Source organism: Leclercia sp. GLN_9, from assembly GCF_043105735.1.
GTDB classification, from domain to species: Bacteria; Pseudomonadota; Gammaproteobacteria; order Enterobacterales; family Enterobacteriaceae; genus Enterobacter; species Enterobacter adecarboxylatus.
Map to the genome: position 1 here is coordinate 108,155 of NZ_JBICLV010000015.1, position 16,060 is coordinate 124,214.

The window sequence follows — 16,060 nt, forward strand, 5'->3', positions numbered from 1 at the left end:
CCTGGTTTAATCCCTGCTTATGATGCCAGCGCCCCTTCAATGCCTTTCAGTTTCTGCTGCGCCAGCGTTAACTCCGCGAGCAGCGACTTCTCATACGGGTTGTGCGCCATCACCACGATACAGCTGTCCATGACTTTCACCGTGACCTTATCCCCGGTATCAAATCCGTCTTTTTGCGAAAAGCCATGCATACATAAGGTGCATGATTTTGCATGTGTTTTAACGACACCGAACCTCCCGCCAATATTAGCAGTGGCGCGCCCTAAGACCGTTCATGCATCTACATTATAAGCGCCTCATTAAGCGGGTAGACGTTTAGGGGAGGGCATTGCGCGCGGCACATGCAGGAAAATTAACCCTGCACTAAACAAATCAGTACGTTGTATTCGCTCAAGTGTAGACAGACTAGTACACCTCCCCTATTTTCCTTATGATTATAGGAAGTTACAAGGACTTGAGAAATGAGAAAGATGTTACTCAATGAAAAGTAACGTAATATTGAAAAAAGAAGATAATAAATTATAATACACAAAAAATATTAAAGGTAATAAAATGAACAATCTTGTATTAAATGATAAAGAGTTAAGGGGGGCGCTGAAAGACTGGCTTTTTCGTAAGCCTATGAAACCAAGAAAAATAATAGAAGAACTTTCCGTTAATAACGGACTTGCGATTGCAGATGTGGTAGCTATTTATAAGGACTTACATTGCTTCGAAATTAAAGGCGACAATGACAAAATAGAAAGAGCCTTAAGGCAAGGTGTATCATATGATCTTTCTTTTAGAAAAATCACATTACTCACTACTGAAAAACATAAACTAAAAGCTCTGTCTCTCGCGCCTAGTCATTGGGGTATTTTGATTGCTCGAATTGATAAAGGTCAGATAAAATTAACATATGCACGAAAAACAAAAGCAAATGCAGGATTCAATCCGACAGTTGCTTTAAGTACGCTATGGAAAAGTGAAATGCTCGAAATTTTGACTAAAGAAAACATCTCTATTTTAAGTAAAGACAAAAACAGAGATACTATTTCGCTGCGAATCTCAGGTCATCTTGACAAACTTAGTGTAAGCAGCGAAATCAGTGATCAATTGCTTCATCGCTCAAGAATCATATATGATAAATGAAGATTTACTAGAGGCTTAACTATTGAAGCAGCCGTAACAGACTTACCTTCATAATTTGCTTTCTGGAATAAATATAAATCACCCGAAGAATATTCCTTGCCTCTATAAAATCCACTTCTGGAGACAATATACTCAGCAAACTCGTTGTATTGATGCTTATCACTTTTTACTCGCCCTCCCCTCTTAATAAAAAGACGGTCATGGTAAGGATATATTACCTTTGCAGTAGTCACATTTTGCATATCTTCATCAAACAATTCTATATCAGAGTATTCGGGGCTTACACATCCATAGTCACCAAACACTAATTTATAATCTGATTTATAACTTTCAAAGACAGTATTATAAATTTTTATTTCTTCTCGGGTAATATCCAGTTCAGCCTGAGTTTCCAGCAATTCACTTATTGAGGACGGGATCATTGATCCAGTGGTAATTACTTTATGTAACTTATTATACTTAGAATTAAATTTTAGGTTTGACACAAAATTCAGTATTTGCTTTGAAAGTTTATCAGCATCACCTTCCTTGCAAACCCTACAATCAAATATTATATCAAATGAATCAATGTAAGACTCTAATGTTTCAAGAAGTTCATCTATCTCTTCTTTAAAAAGGGAATAATTGCAGAAATAATCTTTTGTTAATCGAAGTGCGACTTTTTTATATTTAAAAAAGCCATTTTCAAAACCATGAATAACGGATAAAAGGTGATGTGGATTTCTGTCGAGGGCAACAACAGGAATCATTCCAAACTTTGAAAAATTACTAATTATGTCGTAATAGTGATATTTATTCCCTAAAGATATTTCATCTTCGACATCATAGTTATCTAGATAAAATTCGTTTATCCATTTCAAAGAACTATTGAATTTTGCTTCAAGTCTATCTAAATCATTAGCAAATAATTGATTTTTATCAGTTTTCTTCTCTCCGGAGTAACGGCTTTTTTTCGGTTTTTTTCGAGGAAAATCAAAAAAAGGAATAAGATTATTCTTTTTATTTGCACCAAGTTCTTTAAGTGCACTTATTTCACTAACTTTTAACTTCAGAAAAGGTGTGTAGTTATACATTAAAATATCATCTCCCTGACATTAATTTGGTTAACAATCTTAGAGAAAACTTTATAGCTCCCTGTTTCCTTTCTTATTCTGCCGGCAACTATTGCTGGATGTATTTCAACTTCCTGAGAAAATGAAAAGAGATCATCTTCTCTAAGCGAGCGTTTAGCTGCACATCCTCGCCACATACTTCTTGGTATTAATAAATCTAAAGCCATTCTGTCTGCCTGAGCTTCAACTAAATCCTCAGGGTCAAACTCTCTTTCAGTATCATCAATGATTGGAGAACCTAACTGATTGTAATGTAATAATACATGAGATAATTCATGCATTAAAGTAAACCAGTAGTTGTCAATCCTACTAAAGCGGAGACTCATACCTATAACGGGATTTCCATAATCGTTAACATAAACAACACCATCTACCTTTGCCGACGGAATAGATTCTTCATATACTAAAATTATACCAAGCTCAAGTAGAGCTTTAGGTGCAGCTAGTGGAAAATTGGCATCAATACTATTTTTTGTGAACTCGCTTAAAACATCGCTCGTAATCGGAGTATATTGCGGCACATTTAACATTGAGCAAATAAACGATTCTTTTTCATAAACAAATGATAACCAAGAATTTATGAGACTATCATCACACGAGGCCCCTCTCCTAAACAAAGTCGTGTTCTTTGCATCAGAATTGCAGAATGATGAAAAAAGGGTGGAAATGTTTTTATAATTTTTTTGGCTACCCGTGATTTTTTTTGAGCGTTTTACTTCTATTGGCAATGATTCGACGTAATCACTGAATCGCAAGAAATTATCGTATTCTTGGTGAAACGATGTAGAAGAATATTTACCGAAAGAGAAATCAATATCATCAATATTATCTTTCACAGAACCCCCGCAAATCTCATAGAATTATTATCATCAATTTCATAATACTGCAATGGTGATTTATCAAGCGCGTCGATATGAATCATACCAATATGCTCGTAAAATCCTTGTGCTTGGGGTAAAGAATGTAAACAGAAACCATATGTATAGCCTAGTGTGGCTGCGGAGTATTTTATAACTGCTTGTAATAATTTTTTCCCGACTCCATTATAACGTTTTTTTTCAAGAGGGGTAAATCTATTCCATGGAGCTACAGCAATAAACTCAACATAAAAAATGCTATTGTCGTTTAATGCGCTTTTTTTAGGGAAAAATATTAAACAAGCTGCTTCAACGCTGTCACCACTTTTTAAGAAGAACCATTTATATTCCTCAGTGTTATAGCAGGTCGATTTATTAAACCAGTTCCAATGAAAATCTTCTGTTTGAATTTTAGATAAATATTCATCCCGTTCTTCATCGTCGCATTCATCTTTAAGGTAGGCGAGCATTTTAAACGGTACTCCTTCCATGCCTGATCGCAAACAATAGCATTGGGAAGGCTCCAGCCAAATAATACTGAATAGGGATCTTCGGTGTTATTGTTACTTATAAGATTGCCTTGTTCAATCACGACTTCATCATCAGGAGCTGGAATAATCCCAAGCTTAACTAACTGATTTATATCAATATTCATATCCATACCCCAGATATACGCACTTTACATTGTGCGTAACAACCGATTAACTTTTACTTATTGGATATAAGTTACAAGAGTACCATTGTATCATTTCTTTCGCTGCAAATAGTATTGCGCATGATTGTAGGTATCACGAATACTATTCTTCTCTACATGAGCAATCTGCAATTCACTCCATGCGCTATCAAACCCTTTTTCATGCAATATTGTCGATATTGTATGCCTAAATCCGTGATCTGTAGCACGTCCTTTGTAACTAAGTAACTCAGTTAATTGTGACACACTTTCTTTTGAGATCGGCTTGCTACGGTAATTCTTACCAATAAAAATGTATGGGTAATGACCGATGATAAGTTTGAATTGTTCAAAGAGGCAAACTATCTGAGTAGACAACAGAACGATGTGTGGCCTACGCATTTTCATCCTTTAGGCTGGTATTTCTCATATACCTTTCTCAAGGTTGACTTCATCCCATGTAGCAAAGCGCATTTCCTGAGTTCTTAAACCGGTTAGCATGACTATTTTAGTAGCATTTTTCGTGATGATGCTGCCGGTATAGGCTTCAAGGTCTCTAACGAAATGAGGCAACTCTTCAGCAAATAGAAAAAGATAGTGCTTCTGCTTCGGAACGGTCAGAGCGATGGCTAAATCAGGCGCAGGGTTGTATTCAGCACGGCCAGTTATAATTGCATAGCGATAGACCTTACCGCACCTTTGTCGCACTTTTCTGGTTTTCTCCAGAGTTTCACGTTTCTCTATTCGTCGTAACACTTCAAGCAATTCTAAAGGTTTGTTTTCACTGATAGAACGTTTGCTAATGAACGGGAACACATCTTGCTCGAATATCTTAATAATTTCTTCGCTGTAGGCCGCTGTCCAGCGGTCCGCTTTGTTGGCTTGCCATTTCCTACATATGGCTTCGAATAAGTTCTCTGTTGAGAGTTGCAATGCCATCTTTTGAGCTTTCCGTTTCTCAACGGGGTCAATGCCACTAGCAACTTGCCTACGGGCGGTGTCACGTTTCTCACGGGCTTCTGCAAGGCTTACCAAATCGTAACTACCAAATGAGATTAACCGCACTTTCCCGGCAAAGAGGAAACGGAAACGCTAGCCCTTCGAGCCATCGGGGTTGATAAACGATGACAAGCCTTACCTATTGTTCAATATGTATGGCTTGTCTTGAGACCTTACTCATTTGATTTGTATATCTGTAAGTGCCAAATGTATAAGCCAAAAATAGGTATAAAAATCTATACACATCACTATATATTTTTCATGGATTTGAGGAGAACTTATCAGGCTGCTACGGATGTTTAACCCGTTATCATGATTGAAAATAAAGGGTTTCTAGGACTTGCTTGGATGGGTGCGGAGGAACTTTGGCGGAAGATCACAGGAGTCGAACCTGCCCGGGAACGCTGGCGTCCCCAACTGGATTTGAAGTCCAGCCACCTCACCGGAGATGACGATCTTCCGCGCCTCGATTGCTACATGGAGGCGGGGCGCATTATAGCTACTTTCAAACATTTACCCCATCTTTTCGCACACTTATTTCACCCCTTTTTTGACCTGTGTTACCTCTTCAACTTAAATCTTAAGAAAATCCTCATGTTACGATTTCCTTCGCACTTTTACCGCGATCACAAAAAACAAGAATCGTAAAAACGTAACCAGAAAACGCAATACCTGACGAGTAGGGGATGGTTTACAAAACATGTAATCGGTCTCAGCGCCCCTACGCGTGAAGGAATAACAATGAAAAGCGAAGTTTTGTCTGTCAAAGAGAAAATTGGTTACGGCATGGGTGACGCCGCAAGTCACATCATTTTCGATAACGTTATGTTGTACATGATGTTTTTCTATACCGATATCTTCGGTATCCCCGCCGGGTTCGTCGGCACCATGTTCCTGCTGGCCCGTGCGCTGGATGCCATCTCCGACCCCTGCATGGGGCTGATTGCCGACCGCACCCGCAGCCGCTGGGGTAAGTTCCGTCCGTGGATCCTGTTCGGTGCCATCCCGTTTGGCCTGGTCTGCGTGCTGGCCTACACCACGCCAGACCTCAGCCTGAACGGCAAAATGATCTACGCCGCCGTCACCTATACCCTGCTGACCCTGCTCTATACCGTGGTCAATATCCCTTACTGCGCGCTTGGCGGGGTGATCACTAACGACCCGACACAGCGCATCTCCCTGCAATCCTGGCGCTTTGTGCTGGCGACGGCGGGCGGCATGCTCTCCACGGTGCTGATGATGCCGCTGGTGAATTTGATTGGCGGCGAGGATAAAGCGCTCGGCTTCCAGGGCGGCATCGCCGTGCTGTCGGTGGTGGCGTTCATGATGCTGGCGTTCTGCTTCTTCACCACCAAAGAGCGCATCCAGGTGCCGCCTGCCACCACCTCCATGCGCGAAGATCTGCGCGACATCTGGCAGAACGACCAGTGGCGCATCGTCGGCCTGCTCACCATCCTCAATATTCTGGCGGTCTGTGTGCGCGGCGGCGCGATGATGTATTACGTCACCTGGATCATGGGGTCGCCGGCGCTGTTCGTCGCCTTCCTCACCACCTACTGCGTCGGCAACCTGATTGGCTCCGCGCTGGCAAAACCGCTCACCGACTGGAAGTGCAAAGTCAGCGTCTTCTGGTGGACTAACGCCCTGCTGGCGGTAGCGAGCGTGGCGATGTTCTTCGTGCCGATGCAGGCCAACATCACCATGTTTGCCTTTATCTTTGTGATTGGCGTGCTGCACCAGCTGGTGACCCCGATTCAGTGGGTAATGATGTCCGATACCGTCGATTACGGCGAGTGGACCAACGGCAAACGCCTCACCGGCATCAGCTTTGCGGGCACGTTGTTCGTGCTCAAGCTGGGCCTGGCGCTGGGTGGCGCATTGATTGGCTGGATGCTGGCAGGCGGCGGCTACGATGCCGCAGCTAAAACCCAGAACAGCGCCACCATCAGCATCATTATTGCCCTGTTTACTCTGGTTCCGGCAGCGTGCTACCTGCTGAGCGCGGTGATCGCCAAACGCTACTACAGCCTGAAAACGCCATTCCTGATGAAAATCATGGACGACCTGGCACAGGGCGCGCGTCGTAATCAGCAGGAATTTAACACCCTGCCGGTCAGCAAAGAATTACAGAACTAAGAGGACGAACGTATGAAAATCAGTGATGGAAACTGGCTCATTCAACCAGGTCTGAACGTGACCTATCCGGTTCAGGTATTCGATGTGGAGCAGCAGGGCAACGACCTGGTGGTGTATGTCGCCCCGCGCGACGTGCGCGAGCGCACCTGGCAGCTCGACACCCTGATGTTCACGGTGCGCCTGTTTTCGCCGCAGGAGGGGATTGTCGGGGTGCGCATCGAGCACTTCCAGGGTGCGCTGGATAACGGCCCGCACTATCCGCTCAACGTCCTGAAGGACGTTAACGTGCAGATTGAAAACAACGCCGGGTTTGCCGAGCTGAAAAGCGGCAACGTCAGCGTGCGCGTCACCAAAGGCGAGTTCTGGGCGCTCGATTTCCTCAGGAACGGGCAGCGCATCACCGGCAGTCAGCTGAAAAACAACGGCTACGTGCAGGATGGCAACAGCGATCGCAACTACATGTTCGAGCGGCTGGATCTGGGCGTGGGCGAAACCGTCTACGGTCTGGGCGAGCGTTTTACCGCCCTGGTGCGCAACGGCCAGACGGTCGAAACCTGGAACCGCGACGGCGGCACCAGCACCGAACAGTCGTACAAAAATATCCCGTTCTACCTCACCAACCGTGGCTATGGCGTGCTGGTGAACCACCCGGAAAACGTCTCGTTCGAAATCGGCTCCGAGAAGGTGTCGAAGGTGCAGTTCAGCGTCGAGGGCGAGTATCTGGAGTATTTCGTCATCGACGGCCCAACGCCAAAAGAGGTGCTCAACCGCTATACGCAGTTCACCGGACGCCCGGCGCTGCCGCCCGCGTGGTCGTTTGGCCTGTGGCTCACCACCTCGTTTACCACTAACTATGACGAAGCGACGGTGAACAGCTTTATCGACGGCATGGCCGAGCGCGACCTGCCGCTGCACGTCTTCCACTTCGACTGCTTCTGGATGAAGGCCTTCCAGTGGTGCGACTTCGAGTGGGACCCGGTGACCTTCCCGGACCCGGAAGGGATGATCCGCCGTCTGAAGGAGAAAGGGCTGAAGGTCTGCGTGTGGATCAACCCGTACATCGGCCAGAAATCGCCAATCTTCAGGGAGCTGAAAGAGAAGGGCTATCTGTTGAAACGCCCGGACGGCTCGCTATGGCAGTGGGATAAATGGCAGCCGGGGCTGGCGATCTACGACTTTACCAACCCGGAAGCCTGCCAGTGGTATGCCGACAAGCTGAAAGGCCTGGTGGATATCGGCGTTGACTGCTTCAAGACCGACTTTGGCGAGCGCATTCCGACCGACGTGCAGTGGTTCGACGGCTCCGATCCGCAGAAGATGCACAACCACTACGCCTATATCTATAACGAGCTGGTGTGGAACGTGCTGAAAGAGACAGTAGGCGAAGAGGAGGCGGTGCTGTTTGCCCGTTCGGCCTCGGTGGGTGCGCAACAGTTCCCGGTGCACTGGGGCGGCGACTGCTACGCCAACTACGAGTCGATGGCCGAAAGCCTGCGCGGCGGGCTGTCGATTGGCCTGTCCGGGTTCGGATTCTGGAGCCACGATATCGGCGGGTTCGAAAACACCGCTCCGGCGCACGTCTACAAACGCTGGTGTGCGTTCGGGCTGCTCTCCAGCCATAGCCGCCTGCACGGCAGCAAATCCTACCGCGTGCCATGGGCTTACGATGACGAATCCTGCGACGTGGTGCGTCACTTCACCCAGCTGAAATGCCGGATGATGCCGTACCTCTATCGCCAGGCGGCACTGGCGCGCGAGTCTGGCACGCCGATGCTGCGGGCGATGATGCTCGAGTTCCCGGACGATCCGGCCTGCGATTATCTCGACCGCCAGTACATGCTGGGGGATTCGGTGCTGGTGGCACCGGTGTTCAGCGAGGCGGGGGATGTGCAGTTCTACCTGCCGGAAGGGCGCTGGACGCACCTGTGGCACAACGACGAAATCCAGGGCAGTCGCTGGCATAAACAGCAGCACGACTTCCGAAGCCTGCCGGTCTACGTGCGCAACAACACCCTGCTGGCGCTGGGCAATAACGACCAGAAGCCGGACTATGCCTGGAATGAGGGAACGGCCTTCCAGCTGTTTAACCTGGACGATGGCGCCACGGCGGTGAGCGAAGTCTCCGCGGCGAACGGTGCTGTCGCCTTCACCCTGACCGCAACGCGCAGCGGCGACACCCTGACCCTGAAAGGAAACGGCGAGGCGCGTGACTGGTCGGTCTGTTTGCGCAATGTGCACCGTGTTAGCGGCGTGAAAGGTGCGTCACATGCGGGCAGCGAGTGGGGCGTGGTGATGAAAGCAGAGGGGGACGAGGTGGTGATTCACCTCTGAGACCCTTCACCCTAACCCTCTCCCACAGGGGAGAGGGAAGAGTGAGTGCCCATCTTTAACAGGTGAGGACGGGGTAGCTCCCTCTCCCTTTTAAGGAGAGGGCTGGGGTGAGGGTTGTTGCTCAACCGTATTCACCGCCCCACCCGTCATTGTCTGCGTGACCTGCTGTTTATTCATATTCACCGCATTCAGCCTGCCGTTGACTGTCGGCTTCAACGGCGTGTCTTTCTGCACATTACCGCTGGCGTTGAGCTGAATATTGCCGTCGCCCGTGACCGGCAGCGCGGGCCAACCCCACTGCTGGAGCACGTTCAACGGCACACCTCGACCGGTCAGGTTGAGGGTCGTCTGGCGTACCGGCGTCTGCGAGACGCTGGCCTTCGCTTCCAGAATGCCTTTCTCGGTAAAAGCGCTCAGTTCATTGATGGCAATCGTCGAGGCGTTAGCCGTCAGGGAGAGTGACGGACGGCGCACGTCCACCCGGTTAAAGGTAGCGGCCGCCCCGTTCAGGGTGGCGGTGCCCGCCCATACGCCCCATTGACGATCTTTCGCCAGTTGCAGATTGGTGCCGTAACCGTCGAGGGCGGTGATCTGCCACGGGAAGGCGGGATCAACGTCGATCACCAGGTTACGGCTCAGGCCGAATTTGCGCAGCGTGACGTTGTGTAGCCATTCCGGCAGTGTCTCCATCCATTGCGTTTTCCAGTTCTGCGGCAGGGTGTACTCCAGCCCGGCGACGGCGACATCGTCCAGCACCAGCGCTTTTCCGCTGCGCAACCAGTTGCCGGAGGTGCGCACCATCCCGCCTTCCCAGCGCGAGGTGAACTGGCGCAGGGCGATCCCTTGCGGGGCAAATTCCGCATTCAGGATCGGGTCGAACAGGTGCAGCGAACCGTAGATAAACTCACTGGCATTCATCGACAGGCGACCGTCCTCGCTCTGCCAGTCGCCCTGGCTCAGGGTCAGGTTGCGCAGGCTCAAATCGAGATCCGTTACCGCCCAGTCCGGCCCTTGCAGGCGGGCGTCCGTCACGTCGAGGCGGCCAATCTGTAACGACGGCAGCGTGGTGATGGGAGCAAAAAAGTCGGACAGCGATTTATCGCTCTGCAGGCGGATATCGTTCAGGCGCATATTGTCCACCTTCCAGCCACCGTTGGCGTCGCGACGCGCGGTGCCGGTGAGGGAACCTCGTGCCATATCCGCACCGATGGTGGTCAGCACCACCTCTTTGTCGGTCAACTCCCCCTCGATCAGCACGTTGCTGGCCGGTACGCCGTTCAGCGTCAGCGACCCGGCGCTGATCTGGATATTTGCTTTTTTACCCAGCACGTTACCTGCTTCAGGGTCCCACGGGCGCACGCCGCCGGTCACCTTCTGGGCGCTGAGATCCCACGCGGTATTGGGGCTGTTAAAGGCCATGTTATTCAGCAGCAGGCGATCGGCCTGGAAGGGAAGCGGCGCCGTCTGAGGCGAAAGGTTCAGCGTGCCGTCAAACAGGGTAATGGTATCCATATGCAGCGGATCGGTGAGCTGGCGGCTGCTCACGCCGATATCCACCATTTTTGCCACCAGGGTCGCCGGTTGGCCATCGCGCCCGAAGGTGACGTTTTTCAGCACCAGGTGGGTGGGGGACGAGAAGCGGTGATCCATCAGGTCGAAATTGAGTTCGTAGTCGGTGTTTACCGTGATCCAGCTACTGACCTGCGCCGCTCCCCAGCGGGTTTGAACAAGGATATAGAGCGCGAGGATCGCGATAAGCAGAACGGCCAGAATACCGACGAGAAGCTTTCCAATAAATTTCATGGTCTTCCATCACGTAAAACACACATAAAGGAGTTATGCACGATTTATGCGCATTGCTCAAGGCGCGAATGGTGGAATTCCGGGTTACGGCAGCAGTTGCCTGCTGCCGTTAAAAGGATTAGTTCTTTTCTGGCGGGAAGATCAGGTTCAGGACGATAGCGGTGATCCCACCGGCGGCGATGCCGGAAGAGAGCAGGTTTTTCACCCAATCAGGGGCAAACTGCAGGATCAGCGGCTGCTGAGACACACCCAGGCCTACCGCCAGTGACAGCGCGATAATCATGATGGCGCGGCGGTTCAGCGGTTCACGGGAAACAATACGCACGCCCGATGCCGCGATAGTGCCGAACATCACCAGCGTTGCGCCGCCCAGCACCGGCTCAGGAATGTGCTGCACAAAGCCACTCACCGCCGGGAACAGACCGAGCACAATCAGCATCAGCGCCACGACAAAGCCCACGTAGCGGCTGGCAACGCCGGTCAGCTGGATCACGCCGTTGTTCTGGCCGAAGCAGGAGTTCGGGAAGGTATTGAACACGCCGGAAACAAAGGAGTTCAGGCCGTTGGCCAGCACGCCGCCCTTCAGGCGCTTCATGTACAGCGGGCCAGAGACCGGCTGCTCAGAGACGTCGGAAGTGGCCGTGATATCGCCGATCGTTTCCAGGGAGGTGATCATAAACACCAGCATCAGCGGCAGGAGCAGGTTCCAGTCGATGCCGAGACCGTAATAAAGAGGTGTCGGAACCACGATCAGCGGGTTGTCGGTCGGGGTGTTGTTTTGCGGCAACATGTCCATCGCCCAGGCTGCCAGGTAACCTGCCGCCATGGCGATCACCAGTGAGGCGACGCGCAGGTACGGGTTACGCTGACGGTTGAGCAGAATAATGATTGCCAGCACCACACCCGCCAGCAGCAGGTTTTTTGGGGCGCCGAAAGTGTGGTCGGCCATCGCAGCGTAACCGCCGCCGATGGAGGTGAGACCGACCTGAATCAGCGACAGGCCGATAATCATCACCACCACGCCGGAGACCAGCGGAGTAATAATGCGGCGCGCCAGGTGCAATACGCGGGAGATGACCATCTCGGTGCAGCTTGCCAGCATCAGAGTGCCGAACAAGGCTGCCATCATCGTAGGAACATCCGCGCCGCCGGTTTTCAGCGCCGTGCCGCCCATAATCAGTGGAGCCACAAAGTTAAAGCTGGTGCCCTGAATCGACAGCAGACCGGAACCCACCGGACCCCAGGCTTTAATCTGAATAATGGATGCCACGCCCGAGGCAAACAGCGACATGCTGATGATGTGCTGGGTGTCCTGCGCCGGTAAGCCGAGCGCCTGGCAGATCAGCAGAGCAGGGGTGATCACCGCCACAAACATTGCCAGCAGATGCTGACAGGCGGCGAACAAGGTCTGCGCCAGCGGCGGGCGATCTTCAAGACGGTAAATCAGTTCACTGTTATGCGGCTGCGCAATCGGTTGCGCATCTTGCTGTTCTACGGCGTTAACGGACATCTGCTGCGATCCCCTGGAAGAAAAGCGGGCATTTTAGCCGAGTGGATGAGAAAAGCAAACGATTGCTCACAAATATCGTTGATAAAAGCCTCAACTTAATGCGGCTTTTCTGTCACGCCACGGCAAAGTTCATTACACTCCTGCTCCCGATTGCGCTTAAGTCGCGCAATCGGTTCAGGAAAACGCGCATGTTGATGGAGTACGTGCCATATAAGGAGCCTACTATGATTCATCTTGATACGTTGTCGACCCTCGTTGCGGCAACGCTGGTTTTACTGCTTGGCCGTAAGCTGGTTCACAGTGTCCCCCTTCTCAGAAAATACACCATCCCGGAACCCGTCGCGGGCGGGCTGTTAGCCGCCGTTGCGCTGCTGGTGCTGAAAAAAAGCATGGGCTGGGAAATCGACTTTGATATGTCGCTAAAAGACCCGCTGATGCTGGCTTTCTTCGCCACCATCGGCCTGAACGCCAACCTCGCCAGCCTGCGGGCTGGTGGCAAAATGCTGGGCGTGTTTTTAATTGTGGTGGTCGGGCTGCTGGTGATGCAGAACGCCATCGGTATCGGCATGGCCTCCCTGCTGGGGCTGGATCCGCTGATGGGCCTGCTGGCCGGCTCCATTACCCTGTCCGGCGGACACGGCACCGGGGCGGCGTGGAGCAAACTGTTTATCGAGCGCTATGGGTTCCAGAATGCGACCGAAGTGGCGATGGCCTGCGCCACTTTCGGCCTGGTGCTGGGTGGTCTCATCGGCGGGCCGGTGGCGCGCTATCTGGTGAAGCACTCCACTACCCCGAACGGCCGCCCGGAAGATGAAGCGGTGCCAACGGCGTTTGAAAAGCCGGACGTTGGCCGCATGATAACCTCCCTGGTGCTGATCGAAACCATTGCGCTGATCGCCATCTGCCTGACGGTGGGTAAAGTGATTGCGCAACTGCTGGCGGGCTCCGCGCTGGAGCTACCGACCTTTGTCTGCGTGCTGTTTGTGGGGGTGATCCTCAGCAACAGCCTGGCGCTGATGGGCTTTTATCGCGTCTTTGAGCGGGCGGTATCGGTGTTGGGCAACGTCTGCCTGTCACTGTTCCTGGCGATGGCGCTGATGAGCCTCAGGCTGTGGGAGCTGGCCTCGCTGGCGCTGCCGATGCTGGCTATTCTGGCGGTTCAAGCCCTGTTTATGGCCCTGTATGCGATGTTCGTTACCTGGCGGTTGATGGGCAAAAACTACGACGCGGCGGTGCTGGCAGCGGGGCATTGTGGATTTGGTCTGGGGGCAACGCCAACGGCCATCGCTAACATGCAGGCTATTACCGAGCGCTTCGGTCCTTCACATATGGCGTTTCTGGTGGTGCCGATGGTGGGGGCGTTCTTTATTGATATCGTCAACGCGATCGTGATTAAGATGTACCTGATGTTGCCGATGTTTGGCTGATCAGGCGTTGGAGTAACGTTCGGTCTCTGGCATCCAGCGCTCGATTAACGCTGCCGCCTGGTCGGGGTAGCGTTCATGGATATGGCGCGCCAGACGCTGAACTTCGGGGATCATGCCCTGATCGCGCAACAAGTCGGCGACTTTAAACTCGGCGTTACCGGTCTGGCGGGTACCGAGCAGTTCGCCGGGGCCACGGATCTCCAGATCCTGTTGCGCAATCACAAAGCCGTCGTTGCTGTCACGCAGCACCTGCAGGCGCTTCTGGGCGGTTTTCGACAGCGGGGCTTTGTACAGCAGTACGCAGTGTGAGGCCACTGCGCCACGTCCGACGCGGCCACGCAGCTGGTGAAGCTGCGCCAGACCCAGACGCTCCGGGTTTTCGATGATCATCAGGCTGGCGTTAGGTACATCCACCCCCACTTCAATCACTGTAGTGGCGATCAGCAGATGCAGATCGCCTTGTTTGAAGGCCTGCATCACCGCCTGCTTTTCGGCAGGCTTCATGCGGCCATGCACCAGCCCGACGTTCAGTTCGGGGAGGGCCAGCTTTAACTCTTCCCAGGTGGCTTCTGCCGCCTGCGCTTCCAGCAGATCCGACTCTTCAATGAGGGTACAGACCCAGTAAGCCTGACGGCCTTCCTGGCAGGCGTTACGCACCCGATCGATGATGTCGCTGCGGCGCGTATCGGGGATAGCGACGGTAGTCACCGGCGTACGTCCCGGCGGCAGTTCGTCGATGGTGGAGGTGTCGAGATCGGCATAGGCGGTCATCGCCAGGGTGCGGGGGATCGGCGTCGCGGTCATGATCAGCTGGTGCGGATGGTATCCCTGCTGGAGTCCTTTCTCCCACAGGGCCAGACGCTGATGCACACCAAAACGGTGCTGCTCATCAATGATCACCAGCGCCAGGCCGTGAAACTGCACCTGCTCCTGGAAGATGGCGTGTGTGCCGACAATCATCTGCACCTGACCACTGGCAATGGCGTCCTGCTGCGCCTGTCGCGCTTTGCCTTTTTGCTTCCCGGCCAGCCAGCCCACTTCAACCCCCAGCGGGGCAAACCAGCTGCGGAAGTTATTCGCATGCTGCTCGGCCAGCAGTTCGGTCGGGGCCATTAACGCCACTTGTCTGCCGTGCGCAATGGCGCGCAGGGCGGCCAGGGCAGCCACCAGCGTTTTACCGGAGCCGACATCGCCCTGCACCAGACGCATCATCGGCACATCCAGCGCTAAATCGTGCTCGATCTCAGCGGTTACACGAGCCTGTGCCCCGGTGGGTTTAAAGGGCAGCGAAGCCAGAAGTTTATCTTTTAATTCGTTACGGGCCGGGAGCGGCAGGGCGTGAAAACGCTGGGCACCGGCGCGTAACGCCAACATGCTCAGGTTATGCGCCAGTAGCTCTTCCAGAATCAGACGACGCTGGGCCGGGTGCTGCCCGCTCTCTAAATCGCTGAGTTGCAGCGTCGGCGGCGGGCGATGCAGGGTGCGCAACGCTTCCGGCAGGCTCATCATGCCCTGCGCCAGCTCGGGTGGCAGCAGTTCGGCAATGGCGCAGGTGTCGAGCAGCTCCAGCGCTTGATCGGTCAGCTTGCGCAGCGTTGCCTGCTTGATGCCTTCGGTAGTCGGGTAGACCGGCGTCAGGGTCTCCTGCATCTCCGGGGTGCTGAGATCGCCCTGTACACGGTACTCCGGGTGGATCATCTCCGCGCCGTATTTCCCGCGTTTGGCTTCGCCATAGGCCAGCACCCGTCGCCCGGCGGCCAGGCTATTTTTCATCGCCGCGCTGAAGTTAAAGAAGCGCATCGTCAGGATGCCGGAGCCGTCGCTAATCTGGCAGGTCATCATCCTGCGGCCGCCAAAGGTGATGTTGCTGTTCAGCACTTCGCCTTCAACGGTGGCGTAAATGCCGGGCAGCAGCTCGCCAATCTGATAGAGCTGGGTGCGGTCTTCGTAACGCAGGGGGAGGTGCAGGAGGAGATCCTGCACGGTATGCAGGCCAATTTTTGCCAGTTTGCTGCTCTGGGCCGCGCCAACGCCCGTCAGGGAATTGAGCGGCACAGCATCAAGCAGACGGCCTTGCATGA

General features: G+C 52.2%; 11 protein-coding genes, 1 tRNA gene and 1 pseudogene. 4 read left to right on the forward strand and 9 right to left on the reverse strand.

The genetic code is table 11. From position 1 onward, the window contains the following. Window positions 1-17: 17 nt before the first annotated feature. Window positions 18-191: a hypothetical protein gene (locus tag ACF8PE_RS09410; RefSeq protein WP_392494794.1), complete on the reverse strand. Its 174-nt coding sequence runs from the start codon at window positions 189-191 to the stop codon at window positions 18-20. A 361-nt stretch (window positions 192-552) separates the two neighbouring features. Between ACF8PE_RS09410 and ACF8PE_RS09415 the strand changes: the two genes are divergently transcribed. After that, complete coding sequence (locus ACF8PE_RS09415) at window positions 553-1,131, forward strand: sce7726 family protein (RefSeq protein WP_392494795.1); 579 nt, start codon at window positions 553-555, stop codon at window positions 1,129-1,131. Here the strand turns inward: ACF8PE_RS09415 and ACF8PE_RS09420 are convergent. The 5 genes and pseudogenes from ACF8PE_RS09420 to ACF8PE_RS09440 all read right to left on the reverse strand — a co-directional run bounded on the left by ACF8PE_RS09420 (window position 1,101) and on the right by ACF8PE_RS09440 (window position 5,233). Further along, a complete protein-coding gene (locus ACF8PE_RS09420) occupies window positions 1,101-2,204 on the reverse strand; it encodes a hypothetical protein (protein ID WP_392494796.1) in 1,104 nt (367 codons plus the stop codon). The genes ACF8PE_RS09415 and ACF8PE_RS09420 overlap by 31 nt on opposite strands. Then, window positions 2,204-3,079, reverse strand: a complete 876-nt coding sequence (locus ACF8PE_RS09425; RefSeq protein ID WP_392494797.1) for an ImmA/IrrE family metallo-endopeptidase — start codon at window positions 3,077-3,079, stop codon at window positions 2,204-2,206. Before ACF8PE_RS09425 ends, ACF8PE_RS09420 begins: the two co-directional genes overlap by 1 nt. Beyond that, a complete protein-coding gene (locus tag ACF8PE_RS09430) occupies window positions 3,076-3,570 on the reverse strand; it encodes a GNAT family N-acetyltransferase (protein ID WP_392494798.1) in 495 nt (164 codons plus the stop codon). The genes ACF8PE_RS09425 and ACF8PE_RS09430 overlap by 4 nt, the downstream gene beginning before the upstream one ends. Window positions 3,571-3,801: 231 nt before the next feature. After that, window positions 3,802-4,925 (reverse strand): annotated as a pseudogene (locus ACF8PE_RS09435) (tyrosine-type recombinase/integrase). 213 nt (window positions 4,926-5,138) lie between these two features. Next, window positions 5,139-5,233: transfer RNA gene (locus tag ACF8PE_RS09440), tRNA-Sec, on the reverse strand. 280 nt (window positions 5,234-5,513) lie between these two features. On the opposite strand from ACF8PE_RS09440, the gene ACF8PE_RS09445 reads away from it, so the two are divergent. Together ACF8PE_RS09445 and yicI are read left to right on the forward strand one after the other, a co-directional pair. Beyond that, window positions 5,514-6,908 carry a glycoside-pentoside-hexuronide family transporter gene (locus ACF8PE_RS09445; protein WP_059309018.1) on the forward strand — a complete coding sequence of 465 codons (1,395 nt, stop codon included), beginning with the start codon at window positions 5,514-5,516 and terminating at the stop codon, window positions 6,906-6,908. Window positions 6,909-6,920: 12 nt separating this feature from the next. After that, complete coding sequence (gene yicI, locus ACF8PE_RS09450) at window positions 6,921-9,239, forward strand: alpha-xylosidase (RefSeq protein ID WP_392494799.1); 2,319 nt, start codon at window positions 6,921-6,923, stop codon at window positions 9,237-9,239. A 90-nt stretch (window positions 9,240-9,329) separates the two neighbouring features. Here the strand turns inward: yicI and ACF8PE_RS09455 are convergent, their stop codons facing one another. Both ACF8PE_RS09455 and ACF8PE_RS09460 read right to left on the reverse strand, forming a co-directional pair. Next, window positions 9,330-11,042 carry an AsmA family protein gene (locus tag ACF8PE_RS09455; protein WP_148569660.1) on the reverse strand — a complete coding sequence of 571 codons (1,713 nt, stop codon included), beginning with the start codon at window positions 11,040-11,042 and terminating at the stop codon, window positions 9,330-9,332. A gap of 118 nt (window positions 11,043-11,160) precedes the next feature. Then, entirely contained in the window at window positions 11,161-12,552 is a 1,392-nt protein-coding gene (locus ACF8PE_RS09460) for an NCS2 family protein (protein WP_032615677.1), read from the reverse strand. A 224-nt stretch (window positions 12,553-12,776) separates the two neighbouring features. Here ACF8PE_RS09460 and gltS point away from each other — a divergent pair, with 224 nt between their 5' ends. After that, window positions 12,777-13,979 (forward strand): sodium/glutamate symporter, encoded by a 1,203-nt coding sequence (gltS, locus tag ACF8PE_RS09465; RefSeq protein ID WP_032615679.1) that lies wholly within the window; start codon window positions 12,777-12,779, stop codon window positions 13,977-13,979. On the opposite strand, the gene recG is transcribed toward gltS, so the two are convergent. Then, window positions 13,980-16,058: an ATP-dependent DNA helicase RecG gene (recG, locus tag ACF8PE_RS09470; RefSeq protein WP_032615681.1), complete on the reverse strand. Its 2,079-nt coding sequence runs from the start codon at window positions 16,056-16,058 to the stop codon at window positions 13,980-13,982. Window positions 16,059-16,060: the final 2 nt, after the last annotated feature.